Here is a 17155-nt window from a genome sequence, read left to right on the forward strand (position 1 = left end):
ATCCAAGTATTACTCACCCGTTCGCCGCTATCCTAGAGAAACCCCTAGGACCGCTCGACTTGCATGCCTAAGACACGCCGCCAGCGTTCACTCTGGGCCAGGATCAAACCCTCCATTATAATATATATTTTTGATATATCTTCCGCACACAACCCGGCAGATACATATATCCTCAAACTATTTTATAGAGCAAACTACTTACACAAGGTAAGCATAATTATAACACATCTATTAACAACTTTCAAATTCTTTTTACAACTCTCAAAAATCTCAAACAATCACAATCTAACAAAATATATTTAATAGAGCAACAACTAAGTTAGAACTAACAAATAGCAATATTAATTATAACAAACAAAAAAACAAAATTCAAATTCAAACACACTTAATTAAATCTACCACCCAAAACAAATAATTCTTTAAATAAACAATCAGAAACTAGAATACCAAAACCTTTATTTCAGAAGCTCTGACTTTTGGTAGTAACAATGAACTTTCACCAAGAAATTCATCTTCATGATTTCGTTAAAAACTCGTTTTAATGAAATAATAAACACAGGACATACACAAGAGAAAATAATATTCTAGAAAAGATATCCTAACTTAAAACATAGCACCTTTGTAGTAAAACTACAAACACTCTATCTATCAATTCAAAGTAATACTGAAAATCTACTTAAATAAATCAAATGAAAGATCTTTTAAAGATATAGAAAATCAAAAAAATGCATAGAAAAGAGGCAAAATGCCTCTAAATAATAAGCTACAAAACAAACATTATAAGTATAGCTATAGCTATTCCATATATAGCAATTCCTTCTGCTAAACCAATAAATATCAAACTAGTTCCAAACATCTCAGGCTTCTCCGCAATTACAGATATAGCAGAAACACCTATAGGCCCAACCGCTATACCTGCACCTATAGCAGCTAAACCGACTGCTAAAGCAGCACCTACATACTTAAGACCTAAAGCTATAGGATCCTGATTTTGTGAAGAAGATTGCACTTGTTCTTCTGCAAAAACATCACCAGAAAGAATAAAAATAAAAGCTAAAGATACAAACAAAACTAAACTACCTATCACAACCGTTCTCTTCAGCATCACTTTATTTTTAGAAAGAATAGACTTCCCCAAAAAGACAAAATAAAGAATCAAAAAACTTATTATAACAAGAAATATCACCAATCCCATCATATAATCCTCCTCTCGGTGCCATTTTAAATCATTCACTAAAACAAACTCAAACTGAATTTACTTATTACGTATATTGGAATCACGCAAAGTATAATCTTGATTAGACAAACCATTACTATATATAATTCTATATATAATTAAATACATCCATTACCATGGGATAGGAATATATGTTTAAAAAAGGCACAACACCATTGAATCAAAAAGGCAATTTTCTATCAAATATAGATACTAGACTGAAACTAATAACAGTCTTCATACTACTATTTGCAAATGTCGGATTTTCAGATATCTCCTTCAGCCTGTTAATGCTCATAAACGCAATTTCAATAACCATAATCACAGAATTAAAACTATTAAGAATACTAAAAGACCTAAAGGTACCAGTACTATTTAGTGTTTTCATCCTAATTATGCAGGCAATGTGGTTTAAACAAGGTAGAGAAATTGAAATACTTGGAATAAAACTTTATGAGTATGGAATTTTAAGGGGTATAAAAACACTTTTTACCGTTGTGTCTGGTGTATGGTTACTTCTTTTAGTATCATATACATCAAAACCGGACGAATTTCTAAGCGCTTTTAAAAAACTTGGTATTCCACCAGTTATAATAGATGTTATCATAATGATGTATAGATATATGTTTGTACTCAAGGAAGAAACCATGAGAATATTCTATGCTCAGAAAGTTAGATTAGGTTACAGCAATTTCAAAAATTCAATTAAATCAATAAGTGAACTTTGGGGAATAGTTCTTATAAATTCACTACTAAGGTCCAGTAGAGTATATGAAGCAATGATGGCAAGAGGATATAATGGAAAACTATTCTACGAAAAAAAAGATGAAATAAAAGTAAAAGAATTAGTCAGCGTCTCTGGATACATAATAGTCACAATTGGAATAGGTGTAGCATTGAAGCTACTATTACATTAGAATATAGGAGAGTAACTTTTATGACACAATTCCTTTTTAAGAACGTTTACTTTAGTTATCACAATAAGCCTAAAGAAGAAGATTGGGTACTAAAAGACATAAATCTAGAAATAAAAGAAGGAGAATTTGTAATAATACTTGGCCATAATGGATGCGGAAAAACAACTCTATTAAAACATTTCAATGGACTTCTAAAACCACAAAGAGGAGAAGTATACTTTTATAATAAAAGGATACAAGACTACAAAGACATTGAAATATTCTCAAAAGTTGGATTTCTATTTCAAGATCCTAACGACCAACTGTTTGGAATAACAGTAGAACAAGATGTGTCTTTTGGACCTCTGAATATGGGACTTTCTGAAAGTGAAATAGAAGAAAGAATAAACAAAAGCCTTGAATTAGTAGGAATGTTAGAATTTAGAAAAATGAAAATCAGCGAGCTAAGTTTTGGACAAAAGCAAAGAGTAGCTATAGCAGGAGTAATAGCAAACGAGCCTTCAGTAATAGTTTTTGATGAACCAACATCTGCCCTCGATCCAGCAACACAAATAGAAATTATGAACCTTTTGAAAAACCTCAATCAAAAAGGGCTAACAATAATCATGACAACACACGACATAGAATACATAGCAGAGTATTCAAACAGAATAATAGTAATGCTGAAAGGGAAAATCACTTACGATGATACTCCAGATAAAATATTCAAGGAAAAAAGTATAATATCCCAATCAAATTTACGATTACCACTAATATCCATACTAGCAAAAAAAATATGTGAAAAATACAACATAGAATGCGATAGATTACCACTAACAATAGAAGAAGCACTAGACTTCCTTGACAAATTACTTCTTTCAAAACAAAACAAACCTACACTATAATCGTTGAATCTATAACTATCTCAAAACCCGCTTAAGGTACATCTCAAAGTAGATTTCTAGTCTTCCCTAGTAATTCTAAATAAGATAATAGCAAATATAGGAGCACCTATAAGGCCTGTTATAACCCCAAGTGGCAATTCAAACATAGGTAATAACTTCCTAGAAATTATGTAAGAAACTAACAAGAATACTCCTCCAGAAATACCAGAAAGTATAATACTATCTCTAGTTGAAATGCTGTGTACTCTGTAAGAAATAAGAGTTATAATATTAGGTATAACAAAACCCACAAAACCTACAACACCTGTTAAAGAAACTGCAGTTGAAGAAAGTATAACAGTTACAGTTACAAATAAACTACGCCATACCTTAATATCAATTCCCAAAACATGAGCATCTATATCACCCAATGAAATAGTATCTAATTTCTTTGCTACAAGGATAAGAAACAAAATAGACGCAACTAATATACCTCCTTCAAGCACCAAAAATAACCCATCAGGTATCAAAACCCCTCCCATAAGGAATGTAAATGTCTGTTGCAGCTCATAAGGATTAAGAAAAGCCTGAATAAGTATTATACTACCAGAAACAAAAGAATTTAATATCACACCAAAAATCAAAGATCTCATAGAGTCTTTAGTCCATAAGGAAACTAATGTGAAAAGACCACCTACCAAAAATCCAAAGGCAAAAGAAAAAACTAACCTAACTACGGAAAATTCCATATTATTAGGTAAATCTATCAAAGACAAAAGTGTTATACCGAGAGCACTACCTGAAAGTACACCTGTTATCCCTGGATCAACAAGATTATTTCTGGTTATTCTCTGTAAAACTAACCCAGAAACAGCTAAACAAATTCCAGAAATCAAAATAGCAAAAGATTGTAAAAATCTTATGTTTATTATCTGAAATTCTGCCCAATCTCTACAACCTGAAACTATAATATCTATAAAACTCGTTTCAGTAGTACCGGTTTCGATAGAAATAAACAAAAACAGTAAAACCAAAGTTATTAATACAATGTATAATAAACCTCTAGTAGTACTTTTATCTTTCATTAAGTATCTTTCTCAATTCCTCTATACCATTTTGAATGTTAAAAACATTTCTGAAACCCTTCGAAACCATAAGTTGAGCTATCACACCACTTAACAACCCACTCTCACATACAACAACATAAGATTTTTCTTTATTTAGGTTATCTATCTCTTTAGGAGCTTTAAAGAAATCGATATTCACTGCTTCCATACCACTCGATTTATAGAGAGGTAAATCCCTATTAAATTCGCTAGAAGAACGCAAATCTATTACAACATCTGCTAACTTTTTCATTTTAGGTACGAAGGTATAGATATTCCCAATTTTTGCCTAATTTGTATCTCAAGGCTTTTTAAAAGTTCAGGTTTTTGCTCTAGTGTCAGTACAGCTTGTTCTAAACCATTACCAAGTTTATCATCATTATAGTAGTACCAATTACCACTCTTCTTTATTATTCCAATTTCAGGTCCTATATTCAGGATTTCATATGCTTTTGAAAAACCTTTACCATAAATAAGATAAACATCTGCTAACTTAAATGGAGGAGCAACCTTATTTTTTGATATTTTAACTTTACATATATTCCCTATTACTTCATCAGTTCCACTTCTTTTAATATTTTCACCTTTTTTAGTTTCAATTCTCATAGAAGCATAGTACTTTAGAGCTGTTCCACCAGTAGTAGTTTCCTGAGGCCCCCCATAACTAAAACCTGTCGAAATTTTCATCCTTAGTTGGTTTGTAAAAACAATAGCAGTATTTGATTTTGAAGCAACCGAGGTAATTTTTCTTAATGCCTGGCTCATAAGTCTAGCTTGAATACCAATTGTTGAATCTCCAACCTCAGCAGTTGTTTCTGCTTTAGGAAGCAATGCTGCTACAGAATCTATCACTATAATGTCAACTGAATTACTCCTTATGAGTGTATCTACTATGTTCAAAGCTTCTTCTCCAGATTCAGGTTGTGATACAACTAAATTTTCAAGAGCAACACCAATAGCCTTAGCATACACAGGATCTAAAGCATGCTCCACATCAATAAATGCAGCAATACCACCCTCTTTCTGAACTTCTGCTATCATATGTAAACACAGAGTTGTCTTGCCAGAAGACTCATGCCCATAAACTTCCGTAATCCTACCTTTTGGGATACCACCTATACCAGTTATATAGTCTATAAGAATAGAACCTGTAGATATAGATTTCACTTTCTCAACAGGTTGATCTTCACCTAACATCATTATAGATCCTTCACCATAACTCTTTTTTATCCTAGAAATTGCTTCTATCAAAGCCTTCTTTTTGGCCTCAAGATTATCATCAGCCATATACCACCCACCCAAAGATTATTGTAAATAAAAATGATTTTGTTTTACAAAATCTAAATAAAAAATCAAGAAAATACAACATTAATGTTTCTTTTGTATAGTAGTTTGATGAAAATTTGCAAAAAAATTCCCTTCCATCTTGTAAAATATTGATAAAAGATTAAACAATTATTTATTCTTGACTCAAAAGGAGGTTATTATATGGAAGTATTTCTCATAATAATCTTAGCAGCAGTTGTAATAATAGTAGTTACAGGTCTCAAAACTGTCCCCCAAGGATATAATTACGTTGTTGAAAGATTCGGTAGATTCCACAAAGTACTACAACCTGGATTAAACCTAATAATACCTGTTTTTGACCAAGTTGCATATAAGATAAATGTCAGAGAACAAGTCTTAGATCTTCCAAAGCAAACAATAATAACCAAAGACAACGCAACTGTTGAGGTTGATGCTGTAGTTTTCTATAAGGTCATAGATCCTAAGAAAGCTGCATACGGTGTTACCAACCTAAACAGAGCAATAGAACAACTAACTATGACAAATTTAAGATCAATAATGGGTAAATTGACACTTGATGAAAGTCTTTCATCAAGATCTCAAATTAACGAAGAACTCGGTAGAGAGTTAGATTCTGCAACAGATGAATGGGGTACCAAAATAACAAGAGTAGAAATAAAAGATATATCACCTCCAACAGACATACAAAACGCAATGACCTTACAAATGAAAGCAGAGAGAGAAAAAAGAGCAACCATACTTCAGGCAGAAGCACTCAAGGAATCGGCTCAGAGAGAAGCAGAAGCAAGAGAAAGATTAGCTCAAGCAGACGCAAATGCTATAAGATTCGTAACTCAAGCGATTGCTGAAGGTGGAATGGCCTCAATGATGTACTTTATAGCAAAAGAGTACGTCAATGCACTAAAGGAGATGACAAAATCAGGAAACACAACAATCTTATTTATACCAACTGATATACAAGAAACTGTTAAAAAATTACTAGGATCTAAATAGAATCTAAAAACCACACCTATAGAATGCAATAAAAACTCTTACAAGTAATAAATTATAAATATAGTTAAGAAGCTATTCCTAGCAAAAAAAAATACGTCCGATGACTCTAATTACAAATTCTTGGATATTATCCTACTAGTTAATTTGATAGCTCTTTAGGATAGTATGTATAATTGGTTTCAACAAACCTTATGGAGTATGATATGAAAGAAAGAAAAGGTTTTTTGAGAGTTGTTGATAATTTTGTCCCATCATGGTACGCAATGGTGATGGGTACTATAGGATTGGCTATTTCCATTTACTATTCTTCAACTCTGTACAACTTTTTATATTGGGTAGGTTATGGATTTTTTGTATTCTCAATTGTCCTATTCATACTATTCTTGGTACCTTGGACGCTAAGATTCTTTGTATCAAAAGAGAAAACAGATGAAACACTAAGTAGTCCAATATACTCAAGTTTCATACCAACTATGCCTATATCGCTTGTTTTGATATCTTTTGGATTATTAACTTTCAAAGATCATACATTTCTTGGAGAGGCAAACACAAACTTTGCTCTTATACTTTTTTGGATAGGCGGAATATTAGTCGTAATTATGGGATTTTTAATAATTTCAAAGAAATTCCTCAACCCCAAAGTTGAGCTATCTCACGCTAATTTTGGTTGGTTTATACCACCAGTAGCGCATATAATAGTAACTAGAGTTGGTATTGAGTTTATATCTCTAAACCAAAGAGGTCCAATCTCTGAAATAATATTCTGGTTCTCTATGTTCTGCTTAGCAGTAGGACTTTTTATGTACATCTTTATTGGTAGCATAGTAATGTTCAGATATAAAATAGGCGAAATACCTTCAGGTAACCTAGCACCCACAACTTTTATCCAACTTGCTCCTCTGGGTATATTCGCAACAATATTTGCTCAAATAACATACCTATTCGGAAGTTCTTCAATAGGTATATTGATTATGTTTTCAATACTATTTTGGTCTTTCGGAATATGGTGGTTTGTAATGTCAATCATAATACTAATAAACCAGATAAAAAACAATCAATTACCATTCGCCATGAGTTGGTGGGCCTTTGTATTCCCCCTAGTTGCTCTAACATTAGGTACAGTAGCAATGTCAAATATATCATCTAAAGATGCATCAATAATATTTTCGTATCTAGCACTAGTATTTAACGGGGTAACTACAATTTTCTGGATTACAGTGTTCATCGAAACAATCAAGCGAGTCGCAAAAAGAGAATTACTATAAACTCCCAACCACTTAGCTAAGTACCAATAGGTTTTTTAATACCTTAGTTTCTATTTCTCTTGGCTATTGTTTTTTTCGGGAATTTTGTAACATGTTTTTGAAGTTTTTTTTGACTAAATTTTTCCGATTTTATAAAATATAAGATGATGGAAAAAGACAAAAGTATAATAAACCTTTCGGCTAAAAAGAGGCTTAGAGAAGATGAGTACGTTTTGGATGATGATACATTTAGGCTTGAAACTCCTAAATTTTTTAGGAAAAAGATAGAAGAAAAGATATCAGAGGAAGAAAAGAAACTATCGGAACTACAACAACAACTACAAGACCTAAATCAAGAAATAGAAAAGAAAAAAGAAGAATTACAAAAATTAGAAGAAAACATAATTGAAGAAGCAAACGAAAAAGCTCATAAGATAATAGAAGATGCGGAAAAAGTAGCATTCAACAAAGTAAAATCATCACTCGAAGAGAAAAATATCAACATAAAAGAAGCAGAAAAAGAGAAAGAGAAGATAATAAGTGAAGCTCATAGAGAAGCAGATAACATAATAAGGCAAGCACAAATAGAAGCCGAAAGAATAAAAAAAGAAGCATACGAGAAAGGATATCAACAAGGTTTAGACGATGGTTTCAATGCAGGCAAAAACGAGATAGTTATACTATCACAAAGGCTAAAAGAGATAACCTCTTATATAGTAAATAAGAGAACAGAAATAGTAAATAAATCTGAAAGAGAAGTAGTTGAACTTGCATTAGAGGTAGTAAGAAAGGTCCTGAAAGAAATAAGAGAAAATGAAAAGGATGTTGTAATAAGACAGATAAAATATATTCTTTCGAAACTCGCTGGCAGCACCAAATTCATAGTAAGAATCAACCCCGAAGACATGAAAGTTGTCTCAAAACACAAAGATGAATTCTTAAAACTCATTGAAGAAGGGAGTGATGTCAAGATATTTGAGGATAACTTTGTTGAGCCAGGTGGTTGTATAGTAGAAACAGATACTACAACTATCGATGCACAAATTACATCTCAACTTATAGAAATAGAAGAAAAAATTAAAACACTCCTACCCTAGCCTATGCTTAAAACCATAAAGGATATTATACATTATCTATACAAATTCAAAAGTCCATTTCTCATAATATCAAATTCAAAGTCAATATTAGGTTTTGTAAGAACCAGAGATGTTACTAGCCTTATGAACATAGGCATAGAAAATCCTCATAGTATAATAGAAGAAATTAAAATCCAACCAATACAAGATATACTGAAAGAAGAAATAAACAACTCAAACACTTTCCCTGTTTATATAACCCATGACAATTCAATAGACTTAATATCAATAAATGAACTTAACTACTTTATACAAGGTGATATAAATCTACCAATCAACTTCGAAGTAATCCTAAAAAATCTACCAATTCCTATAATCATAACAGATAGATTCAACAAAATTCTATGGATTAATTTTGCATGTTTAGAACATATTAAATTAGATGAAACTGACTTATTAGGTAAAAATATTGAGCCTCTTATTGACTTTGAAAAAATGGAATTCTCAGTAGCAGGCAAAACACTTAATATATCAAAATCTCAAATTATAGCAATCGATATAAAATTAAACGTATACATCATAAAGACCTAAAAGACAATTTACAAACCAAATTTTTACCAATTACTAGATTGAAATCTTTTGAAACCCTAACTTTACCATAATAGAATCCAGCAACCTTTCCACCTACTTCAACAACCACTACTTTTTCCCTTTTACTTAAAGGGATCTTTTCATCAATAAGTATATCCTTTATTTTCTTTTTACCAATACTCATTTGTATATAATCACCATTTCTTCTATGTCTTATCAGAATATCTTTAGGAGTACTAGTCACATTTATATACATAACACCCGTATTACTTTCAACCTTGATTCTTGATATAAATTCCTCATCTACCTCAACTTCGAAAATTTCAACATCAACATCAAACATTGACTTAATACTAAAACCATTTAATTGCAAGCTTATAACTTCCGAAAAACCCTTTGCTTTCCTTAAAATATTAACGGTACCATACTCTCTTAAGACAATAACATCCTTAATGTTTAACAAAACCTTATTACCTTCAGTTTTTCTCTGGGATATTATAGTATTTATAATCTTTCTATTCACCTTCACACCCAAACTACTAAAGAGATTTTTCAGCACATATCCTGACAATACAGAAGGATACCTTTTGAATAAATCTACACTTATCTCAAACCCATCACTTTTTGAAATAACATACTTTTTAGCAAGCTTTAAAGAAAATTTTTCAAAAAGATCATTAACTTGCCAAAAGTCTCTTATAACGTTATAAATTTTCTTCCTAAAATATGGAAACCTATCTTGTATCTTGGGGATAATAGAATTTCTTATGTAATTTCTATCGTAATCTTCCAGTAGATTTGTTTCATCGATGACAAATTCAATTCCATTCTGACTAGCATATTCAAGTATTTCAGATTTAGTTATAGCAATAAGGGGTCTTATTATACACCCTACTTTTGGTCTTATTGATGAAAGACCTTGAACAGAAGGATTTTTGAAAAGTCTGAAAAGGAGAGTTTCAATATTATCATCCACATGGTGCGCAGTTGCTATCTTATCAAAATGCTTTTCTTCTAAAACTCTTTCAAAGAATTTATATCTTATCACTCTTCCTGCCTCTTCAACTGACAGTTTATGTGTACTAGCAAAACTTTTAACATCATATCTAAAAACTAATATAGGAACATTAATCTTATTACAAAGTTCAACACAAAAGTTTTCATCTCTAACTGAACTTTCCCTTACAAGATGATTTACATGAACCGCCAATATATCAATACCAAATTTCTCTTTGTATTTCCTAAGCAACATTAGTAGTACAACAGAATCAACTCCTCCAGACAAACCAACTACTATTTTATCACCTTTTGAAATAAGTTTAAACTCTTTTATCGTTTGTAAAAATTTTGTTTCTAAAGCATGCGAAATAAATACTTTGAAATTATCATCACTATACTCATTCAACCTTTCATCTCTCATTTCAAAAATGATGAGCTTCTCATCTATCTTAATTCAAATTCCAAACAACCCAGCAAAATTCAGAGCATTCTTGAAAAGGAATGAATTCCTTATTCAGAATAGAAAAATCATAGCATAAACGGAGAAACAAATGAAAGAAAACAAAAATGAAAGCGTTTTTTTTAGTATATCAAACTTTTTTAGAAGTGAAGTATCAGCAGGAATAGTCGTATTAATATCAGCTATTTTAGGAATCATCATAGCAAACTCTCCCCTAAAAGATATATATTTCTCCGTTCTTGAAACTAAAATAGGTATCTCATTTGGAGAGTTTAAATATTCAAAAACACTACTACATTGGATTAACGAAGGATTGATGGTATTATTCTTTCTAATGGTTGGACTTGAGATAAAAAGAGAAATGATTGTAGGAGAACTAGCATCTGTAAAGAAATCCATACTACCTTCAATAGCGGCTTTAGGCGGTGTTTTAATGCCTATAACTATATATTCAATATTCAATTTCGGACAAGAAAGTTTCAGAGGATGGGCAATACCTATGGCTACTGACATTGCTTTCACAATAGCAGTCATGATGCTTATGGGGAAAATGGTATCTCATGCTTCAAAAGTTAATATCACTGCACTGGCGATAGTCGATGATATAATGGCACTACTAGTAATAGCGTTGTTCTACTCAACAGGAGTTAGAATCGAGTATGTTATATTATCTTTAATAATTGTAATTTTTATAATCTTATTCAATAAGATTAACATAAGATTCACTGTTTTGTACTTTATATTTGGATTTATTCTATGGGTACTATTTCTACAATCAGGAATACATGCAACAATATCAGGTGTATTGCTAGCTTTTGCTATACCATCGAATGTATTGAAGAAGGACTTACCTAACGAAATACAAAAAATATCAGATGCTCTAGAAAAAATATCAAAAAATATTACAAAAGGTAGACTACTCGGCGAAACTAAACCTGATTTTCAAGAAACTAAAACCAAACTAAAGTTAATAGAACCACCCTTACAAAGATTTGAAACTGCCATCACCCCATGGGTTTCTTTTCTAATACTACCTCTTTTTGCATTCGCAAATTCAGGAGTATATATAGGGAACTTCACTTGGAATGATCTGACCCATCCTGTATTACTTGGAGTAGCACTAGGACTTATGCTCGGTAAATCAACAGGTATATTTACTCTTTCCTACATCTCCGTTAAGATAGGCATTGCAGAAGTCTCAGAAAAACTATCTTGGAAGGAATTCTACGGAGTATCTTGGTTTGCAGGTATAGGTTTCACAATGGCACTTTTTATAGCACACTTATCATTTGACCCAATACCACATTATTTAGATCTAGCAAAAGTTGGTATATACATAGGCAGTCTATGTTCAGTAATAACAGGTATTCTCATATTACTAATAACAAAGCAAAGAATTAGAAAAAATAACATTTAACACTCATATGTTCTATTAAACATAAAATCTTTTAGCAAATTAACAAATGCTAACATGAAACCTTATGCTATTTTAAACCAAAACCCTTAAAATCTTCTAGTAAGTGATAAAAGATAGAGATTAGGATCACAATAAAATAATAACTCATCGATCAATCCGATCTTCTTTAGGCCTACGTAATATAATGGATAACCAACAGGTAATCCCCACTCAGGCTCACTGTTTGATAAGAACAAAACTGGCATACCACCAAACCAACCAATTCCTCCAAAAATACCTACAAAAAATTCATCAAAACCCACAGTCAAACTAGAAGAAAAAAATGGCATATATATGCCATAATACCTGAATAAGAAATCATTTGTTTGTGATACTAAAACTTTTACAAAATGCGTAGTAATATCAAATCCGTAGTTCAAGAGTAAGTTAATATCAACAAATTGCTTGATGTCTAAGAGGCAAAACGTACTATATGCCTTAAAATTAAAATAACTATACCATTCATCAGGGAAAGAAAATAATAGTTGTATATTAACTGAAAAAACATCAGAAACCTTTATACCATCCGAAGCACCAAATATGACTATATTTCTATCCAAAAAGGGATTGCTTTCTTTAAGCAACTCTCCAACTTCAAACGAAAAATAACTACCAAAATACGGAGTAAAGCTATATATCCAAAACAAGGAAAAAAATAAAAATACCAAAAGAATATACTTCATAGGGGAATTATCCATCTTACTAAATAAAATTATCAAGTTTATGAGCACATAAAAAGTAAATTATACTCTATCAAAGGCCAAATACTAAACAAATTTAAATTGAAAAGTAGAAAACTGTAAAAAAATTCTTAATAATCTAAATCATGTTAAAACTTCATGCTTTCGTTTTCGGTAGAGTACAAGGTGTCGGATTTAGGTACTTCGTTCAAAGAAATGCATCAAAGTTAGGTTTAAAGGGATGGGTTAGAAATGTAGAAGACGGTAGTGTTGAAGTTTTAGCTTACGGAGATGAAAAAAGTATATCAGAGTTACTTAAGCTACTATATCAAGGTCCCTCTATGGCTTATGTAAGAGATGTAAAATACTCAACAGAAAACGTAAACAACATACCATACTCAAACTTTTATATTGAAGATTAAGCATATATAATTATTTTACCATCGTAATCAGAAATCCTCAAAGGGCTAGAAGCATCTTCATATTCGTTGCTTGCTTTCTTGAAAGCATTGAAAAATTTCTCATTGTCCAAGATAGCCTCATTATCCTTATACGAACTTGTTCCCCCATACAGCCCATTATCTAATACAACATTCATATTACCAACCTGAAATCCCTGGTTTACCAGGTTCTCCTTAATAACATTTAGATACTCCTGGAAAAGGGTATATGCTTCTTTTGTAGATACAACAATACTACCAGATATCTTACCATCACTATTCGTTTCTACTTTCACAAACACTTTACCAAGATCAGGTGGGAAAAGTGTCATCTTCATCTCATTAATATTATTTCTCAAATTTATTATCATTTTACCTGAAAACTCCTGAATTGAATTCGATAACATCTGAAGCTGGACATAAGGTTGAAATAAAGTCTGAAATGGTTGTTGAACCTGATGTGGCGTAAATCTAGTTTCTATTTTAAAAGGTGTTTGTAATAGACTATCATTAATCGAACTCTTTAAATCTTCTCTTCTAGCCACCTGACTCCTAAAATCCTTCACTATTATATTAACATCTTCAGGTATTTTATCTTGGTTGAAGTGTGAATAGGTAATATCTTTCTTGACATTTTTCAAAGCACTTATATATTCACTTAACGCTTCAAATGTTAAATTAAGATTATTACTAGCGTGTCTAACATCTAGGCTTTTGTGATTTGATATTAATTTCTGAAGTTCTATAATAAGAACCGATATCTCGTTAAGATTTACTTTCCCACTATTGAGTTTTGTTTTTATGTTTTCTATTCTCTCTCTTACATCCTGTGGTAAATCAGACTTACTCTGTATATTTATAATGTTTAGCAGGAAAGAAACTATACCACTAGAAATATTAAGATTATCTACTTTAATTTTCTTCAAATCTTGAAGATCTCTAGCTTTCATGTCTCCATCTAAATTTACGTATTTATACAATCTATCCTGATGTCTTACAAAAAGCAGCTCTCTATTTTTAGAACGGACATCTGAAAACTTTTCTTCAGACTTTGATAACGAATTTTCTTCTGATAACATAACTATACTATCATCATGTCTATCCAATTTGTTATTCTTTGGATACTCTCTTGATGTATCATTTCTTCCCACCAACTGTTGCTCACCTTGAATTTTTTCTGTGTCATAACTTAACTTCTTCTCTTCCGTACTTGAGTTAGCATGACTAAAACGCTCCTGATTGTTTTCTTCAATAACATACTTACCTATAAACGAATCAAATCCTTCATTCAATTGTCTTAACTCTGCATACATTTCGTCTTTCTTAACCTTCAAACTCTGCGTCTTGATATATGAATTAAAAGGTGTTAGTAAATTTACACTGTTCATACCAATACTATTTTCGGAACACTATTAGCAGATTAAAATTTCACACTATACTCTTTAAATCTCCACAATTTTGTTAAAAGTTCCGAAAATCATTTAATATGTATATGGAGTAATACAATGAGAGTAGCTATAACTCTTATAACATTATTGTTTTTATTAGCAACGGGAAACTTTGTATATAGTGGATACGAAAACGCATATTCAAAATACATCAAAGGTGATATTTCAGGAGCAATAGCGGAGATAACAAAAGATATATTCAACGGTATAAGAGATTCAAGATCTCAATTACTTATGGTCAAGATATACAAAGAAAACATAAAGGACTACAAACAAGGCATAGAGTATGCAATCGAAGGAATAAGACTTTTTCCAGATAGAGAAAGAGAATTTACACTGGAACTAGGAGAGCTATATTTTCTATCGGGTAAATACGATAGAGCAGAACAAGTACTATTAAGTTACAATCGTAGATATCCAGGAGATGGAAATTGTTTATATCTCCTAGGTAGAAATTACTTTGCACAAGGTAAGTTTCACAAAACAGTATCCTCACTTGAATCAGCAATAGGCTTTGGTAACAAGACTATAGAAGTTTATGAGTTTTTAGGTAAATCCTACAGGAAAATAGGTAATTACAATAAGGCACTTGAAATACTCTCTTTTGTGTATAACCAGACAAAAAAGGAAGAATTGCTAGGTATAATAATAGAAATATCAAGTATAATTGATGTTGATTACTCCTCTTATATAACAGCTAGAAAAACCATTTCTATACCCAAAGCATCTTCGCAATCAATACCAACAACAAATCAAAATATTCCTAGAAGGCAATCAGCAAACAATTTGAGTACATCAATACAACAATCTACAATAAAAACCGAAGAAGGGACAAGAACTCAAGTTGAAACAACTACCCAAAGCGAACCCCACCAAGAACAGATAAACGAATAAAACCAAGGAGATTATCCATGATAGACTTTCATACTCATACATTTCTAAGTGATGGTGTGTTATCTCCAAATGAGCTTGTTCAAAGAGCAAGACAATTTGGATACAAAGCTATAGCTATTTCAGACCATGTTGATATATCAAATGTCGAATTCATAGTAAAAGAAATAGCTAAATTTTGTACCTCCGTAAATAAATTCTATAATGACATACTGGTATTACCTGGTGTAGAAATAACACATGTTCATCCTAATCAGATAAACGAAGTTGCAGAATTAGCTAAAAAACTTGGATGTAAAATTGTACTAGTACACGGTGAAACTATAGTTGAACCCGTTGAAAAAGAAACCAATATAAAAGCTATTGAAAGTGTATATGTAGACATACTAGCACACCCCGGATTAATATCAGAAGAAGAAGTAAAACTTGCTGTCAAAAAAGGCAAATACTTAGAAATAACCTCAAAAAAAGGACACTCATTAACAAATGGACATGTAGCAAAATTAGCCAAAAAGTACAACGCTAAAATCGTTATAAACACTGATACTCACACACCAGATAATCTTATAACGATAGATACTGCTTATAAAATACTAAAAGGGGCTGGATTAGATGATGAAGACATTAGACAAGTTTTCAAAAATTCTGAAGATATCCTAAAATCACTACCTTCTTAACATTTTTTCACTAATTCTTGCTGCACGATCAGGTGGAAGCTTGGAAAGTAAAAACGAAGATATTGATAAAGTTCCCTCCCTTGCTGCTATCTGATCTATCTTTAATAAAACATCTACTATTGAATTATCATCCATATTCTCAAGTATTCTAGCAGCATCATCTGGAGGTAGAGAACTTATATAGGTAGCAACTTTTGTTATTCTTTCATCATAGTTTTTGAAGATTTTCTGTTGCTGCTCTAAAGATTTTCTCATCTCCTCAACTTCAGCCATCTTCTGCTGCAAATCTATTTCTTTAGATTGTAGTTCTTTTTCTTTTTCTGACACTTGTTTCTCTCTATCATCAATTATCCTCTTAAGATAGTCAAGTTCTTCCTTATACCTTAAAAGACTTTCTTTTTCTATAAGGTTAGGATCTTCCAATTTTTGCTCTAGGTATTGCCTAACAAAAGGAAAGTTCTCATAAAAGAAACTACGATAGTCAATTACACCAAGTGTATCAAATATCATAACAGCTATAGTTACTAGCGCTATATTACCTAAAAGGAGTATAAGTATCCTTCTACCCATAGTACATTAGTTTAGAAATATTCATTAAATATTTTCAACAAATCACGTATTGTACAGATAAAGGTATTTGAAAAATGTATATAATATTTGTGAATACTTGTGATTTTGATGAATACTTCTTTGCAAATGTAATAAAAATATCAAAAACAAAAAATTTTTACCCCTATCTTTCTCAAACATTATAAAATCTAATATGCCTACCACCAAACTCATATCTACC

At 31.4% G+C, this 17155-nt stretch carries 18 protein-coding genes and 1 rRNA gene; 10 read left to right on the top strand and 9 right to left on the bottom strand.

All coding sequences use genetic code 11. The annotated features are described in order from the left end of the window. Both N2712_07415 and N2712_07420 read right to left on the bottom strand, forming a co-directional pair. Positions 1-119 (bottom strand): 16S ribosomal RNA (locus N2712_07415); the annotation flags it as partial. A gap of 644 nt (positions 120-763) precedes the next feature. Next, positions 764-1198, bottom strand: coding sequence for an ATP synthase subunit C (locus N2712_07420; GenBank protein MCX8029803.1), 435 nt, complete (start codon positions 1196-1198; stop codon positions 764-766). A 170-nt stretch (positions 1199-1368) separates the two neighbouring features. Between N2712_07420 and cbiQ the strand changes: the two genes are divergently transcribed. Together cbiQ and N2712_07430 are read left to right on the top strand one after the other, a co-directional pair. Beyond that, complete coding sequence (gene cbiQ, locus N2712_07425) at positions 1369-2133, top strand: cobalt ECF transporter T component CbiQ (protein MCX8029804.1); 765 nt, start codon at positions 1369-1371, stop codon at positions 2131-2133. Between the two features lie 20 nt (positions 2134-2153). Continuing rightward, complete coding sequence (locus tag N2712_07430; protein MCX8029805.1) at positions 2154-3017, top strand: ATP-binding cassette domain-containing protein; 864 nt, start codon at positions 2154-2156, stop codon at positions 3015-3017. Positions 3018-3073: 56 nt separating this feature from the next. On the opposite strand, the gene N2712_07435 is transcribed toward N2712_07430, so the two are convergent. Genes N2712_07435 through recA form a run of 3 tightly spaced genes read right to left on the bottom strand, consistent with a single transcriptional unit; the run spans position 3074 to position 5389 of the window. Then, a complete protein-coding gene (locus N2712_07435; protein MCX8029806.1) occupies positions 3074-4081 on the bottom strand; it encodes an iron ABC transporter permease in 1008 nt (335 codons plus the stop codon). After that, the gene (locus tag N2712_07440; protein MCX8029807.1) at positions 4071-4355 is read right to left on the bottom strand and encodes a rhodanese-like domain-containing protein; all 285 of its coding nucleotides are present in this window, start codon (positions 4353-4355) and stop codon (positions 4071-4073) included. The genes N2712_07435 and N2712_07440 overlap by 11 nt, the downstream gene beginning before the upstream one ends. Beyond that, positions 4352-5389, bottom strand: coding sequence for a recombinase RecA (recA, locus tag N2712_07445; protein ID MCX8029808.1), 1038 nt, complete (start codon positions 5387-5389; stop codon positions 4352-4354). Before recA ends, N2712_07440 begins: the two co-directional genes overlap by 4 nt. A 201-nt stretch (positions 5390-5590) precedes the next feature. Here recA and N2712_07450 point away from each other — a divergent pair, with 201 nt between their 5' ends. From N2712_07450 to N2712_07465, 4 genes are all read left to right on the top strand, one after another. Continuing rightward, positions 5591-6403, top strand: a complete 813-nt coding sequence (locus N2712_07450; GenBank protein ID MCX8029809.1) for an SPFH/Band 7/PHB domain protein — start codon at positions 5591-5593, stop codon at positions 6401-6403. Between the two features lie 203 nt (positions 6404-6606). Continuing rightward, positions 6607-7668 (top strand): hypothetical protein, encoded by a 1062-nt coding sequence (locus N2712_07455; GenBank protein MCX8029810.1) that lies wholly within the window; start codon positions 6607-6609, stop codon positions 7666-7668. 146 nt (positions 7669-7814) lie between these two features. Next, complete coding sequence (fliH, locus tag N2712_07460; protein MCX8029811.1) at positions 7815-8744, top strand: flagellar assembly protein FliH; 930 nt, start codon at positions 7815-7817, stop codon at positions 8742-8744. A gap of 3 nt (positions 8745-8747) precedes the next feature. Beyond that, positions 8748-9314 carry a hypothetical protein gene (locus N2712_07465; GenBank protein MCX8029812.1) on the top strand — a complete coding sequence of 189 codons (567 nt, stop codon included), beginning with the start codon at positions 8748-8750 and terminating at the stop codon, positions 9312-9314. On the opposite strand, the gene tilS is transcribed toward N2712_07465, so the two are convergent. Next, positions 9301-10734, bottom strand: coding sequence for a tRNA lysidine(34) synthetase TilS (tilS, locus tag N2712_07470; GenBank protein MCX8029813.1), 1434 nt, complete (start codon positions 10732-10734; stop codon positions 9301-9303). The two genes, N2712_07465 and tilS, sit on opposite strands and share 14 nt — an antisense overlap. Before the next feature lie 130 nt (positions 10735-10864). On the opposite strand from tilS, the gene nhaA reads away from it, so the two are divergent. Next, positions 10865-12190: a Na+/H+ antiporter NhaA gene (gene nhaA / locus N2712_07475; protein ID MCX8029814.1), complete on the top strand. Its 1326-nt coding sequence runs from the start codon at positions 10865-10867 to the stop codon at positions 12188-12190. Positions 12191-12276: 86 nt separating this feature from the next. On the opposite strand, the gene N2712_07480 is transcribed toward nhaA, so the two are convergent. Next, positions 12277-12912 carry a hypothetical protein gene (locus N2712_07480; protein ID MCX8029815.1) on the bottom strand — a complete coding sequence of 212 codons (636 nt, stop codon included), beginning with the start codon at positions 12910-12912 and terminating at the stop codon, positions 12277-12279. Positions 12913-13055: 143 nt separating this feature from the next. On the opposite strand from N2712_07480, the gene N2712_07485 reads away from it, so the two are divergent. After that, the gene (locus N2712_07485; protein ID MCX8029816.1) at positions 13056-13331 is read left to right on the top strand and encodes an acylphosphatase; all 276 of its coding nucleotides are present in this window, start codon (positions 13056-13058) and stop codon (positions 13329-13331) included. On the opposite strand, the gene N2712_07490 is transcribed toward N2712_07485, so the two are convergent. Continuing rightward, positions 13328-14737 (bottom strand): flagellar hook-length control protein FliK, encoded by a 1410-nt coding sequence (locus tag N2712_07490; GenBank protein MCX8029817.1) that lies wholly within the window; start codon positions 14735-14737, stop codon positions 13328-13330. The two genes, N2712_07485 and N2712_07490, sit on opposite strands and share 4 nt — an antisense overlap. Before the next feature lie 117 nt (positions 14738-14854). On the opposite strand from N2712_07490, the gene N2712_07495 reads away from it, so the two are divergent. Then, complete coding sequence (locus tag N2712_07495; protein ID MCX8029818.1) at positions 14855-15691, top strand: hypothetical protein; 837 nt, start codon at positions 14855-14857, stop codon at positions 15689-15691. Between the two features lie 17 nt (positions 15692-15708). Continuing rightward, complete coding sequence (locus N2712_07500; protein MCX8029819.1) at positions 15709-16365, top strand: histidinol phosphate phosphatase domain-containing protein; 657 nt, start codon at positions 15709-15711, stop codon at positions 16363-16365. Here the strand turns inward: N2712_07500 and N2712_07505 are convergent. Beyond that, positions 16354-16935, bottom strand: a complete 582-nt coding sequence (locus N2712_07505; GenBank protein ID MCX8029820.1) for a hypothetical protein — start codon at positions 16933-16935, stop codon at positions 16354-16356. The genes N2712_07500 and N2712_07505 overlap by 12 nt on opposite strands. Between the last annotated feature and the right edge of the window lie 220 nt (positions 16936-17155).

The organism is Brevinematales bacterium (assembly GCA_026415355.1).
Classification (GTDB): Bacteria; Spirochaetota; Brevinematia; order DTOW01; family DTOW01; genus SKYB106.

What these genes read in the sequence shown, in the direction of transcription:
- N2712_07465 (MCX8029812.1), top strand. Translation starts at nt 8,748, where the DNA reads ATGCTTAAAACCATAAAGGATATTATACATTATCTATACAAATTCAAA.
- N2712_07430 (MCX8029805.1), top strand. Translation starts at nt 2,154, where the DNA reads ATGACACAATTCCTTTTTAAGAACGTTTACTTTAGTTATCACAATAAG.
- N2712_07420 (MCX8029803.1), bottom strand. Translation starts at nt 1,198, where the DNA reads ATGATGGGATTGGTGATATTTCTTGTTATAATAAGTTTTTTGATTCTT.
- nhaA (MCX8029814.1), top strand. Translation starts at nt 10,865, where the DNA reads ATGAAAGAAAACAAAAATGAAAGCGTTTTTTTTAGTATATCAAACTTT.
- N2712_07505 (MCX8029820.1), bottom strand. Translation starts at nt 16,935, where the DNA reads ATGGGTAGAAGGATACTTATACTCCTTTTAGGTAATATAGCGCTAGTA.
- fliH (MCX8029811.1), top strand. Translation starts at nt 7,815, where the DNA reads ATGGAAAAAGACAAAAGTATAATAAACCTTTCGGCTAAAAAGAGGCTT.
- cbiQ (MCX8029804.1), top strand. Translation starts at nt 1,369, where the DNA reads ATGTTTAAAAAAGGCACAACACCATTGAATCAAAAAGGCAATTTTCTA.
- N2712_07500 (MCX8029819.1), top strand. Translation starts at nt 15,709, where the DNA reads ATGATAGACTTTCATACTCATACATTTCTAAGTGATGGTGTGTTATCT.
- N2712_07450 (MCX8029809.1), top strand. Translation starts at nt 5,591, where the DNA reads ATGGAAGTATTTCTCATAATAATCTTAGCAGCAGTTGTAATAATAGTA.
- N2712_07455 (MCX8029810.1), top strand. Translation starts at nt 6,607, where the DNA reads ATGAAAGAAAGAAAAGGTTTTTTGAGAGTTGTTGATAATTTTGTCCCA.
- N2712_07435 (MCX8029806.1), bottom strand. Translation starts at nt 4,081, where the DNA reads ATGAAAGATAAAAGTACTACTAGAGGTTTATTATACATTGTATTAATA.
- recA (MCX8029808.1), bottom strand. Translation starts at nt 5,389, where the DNA reads ATGGCTGATGATAATCTTGAGGCCAAAAAGAAGGCTTTGATAGAAGCA.
- N2712_07440 (MCX8029807.1), bottom strand. Translation starts at nt 4,355, where the DNA reads ATGAAAAAGTTAGCAGATGTTGTAATAGATTTGCGTTCTTCTAGCGAA.
- N2712_07485 (MCX8029816.1), top strand. Translation starts at nt 13,056, where the DNA reads ATGTTAAAACTTCATGCTTTCGTTTTCGGTAGAGTACAAGGTGTCGGA.
- N2712_07495 (MCX8029818.1), top strand. Translation starts at nt 14,855, where the DNA reads ATGAGAGTAGCTATAACTCTTATAACATTATTGTTTTTATTAGCAACG.
- N2712_07480 (MCX8029815.1), bottom strand. Translation starts at nt 12,912, where the DNA reads ATGAAGTATATTCTTTTGGTATTTTTATTTTTTTCCTTGTTTTGGATA.
- N2712_07490 (MCX8029817.1), bottom strand. Translation starts at nt 14,737, where the DNA reads ATGAACAGTGTAAATTTACTAACACCTTTTAATTCATATATCAAGACG.
- tilS (MCX8029813.1), bottom strand. Translation starts at nt 10,734, where the DNA reads ATGAGAGATGAAAGGTTGAATGAGTATAGTGATGATAATTTCAAAGTA.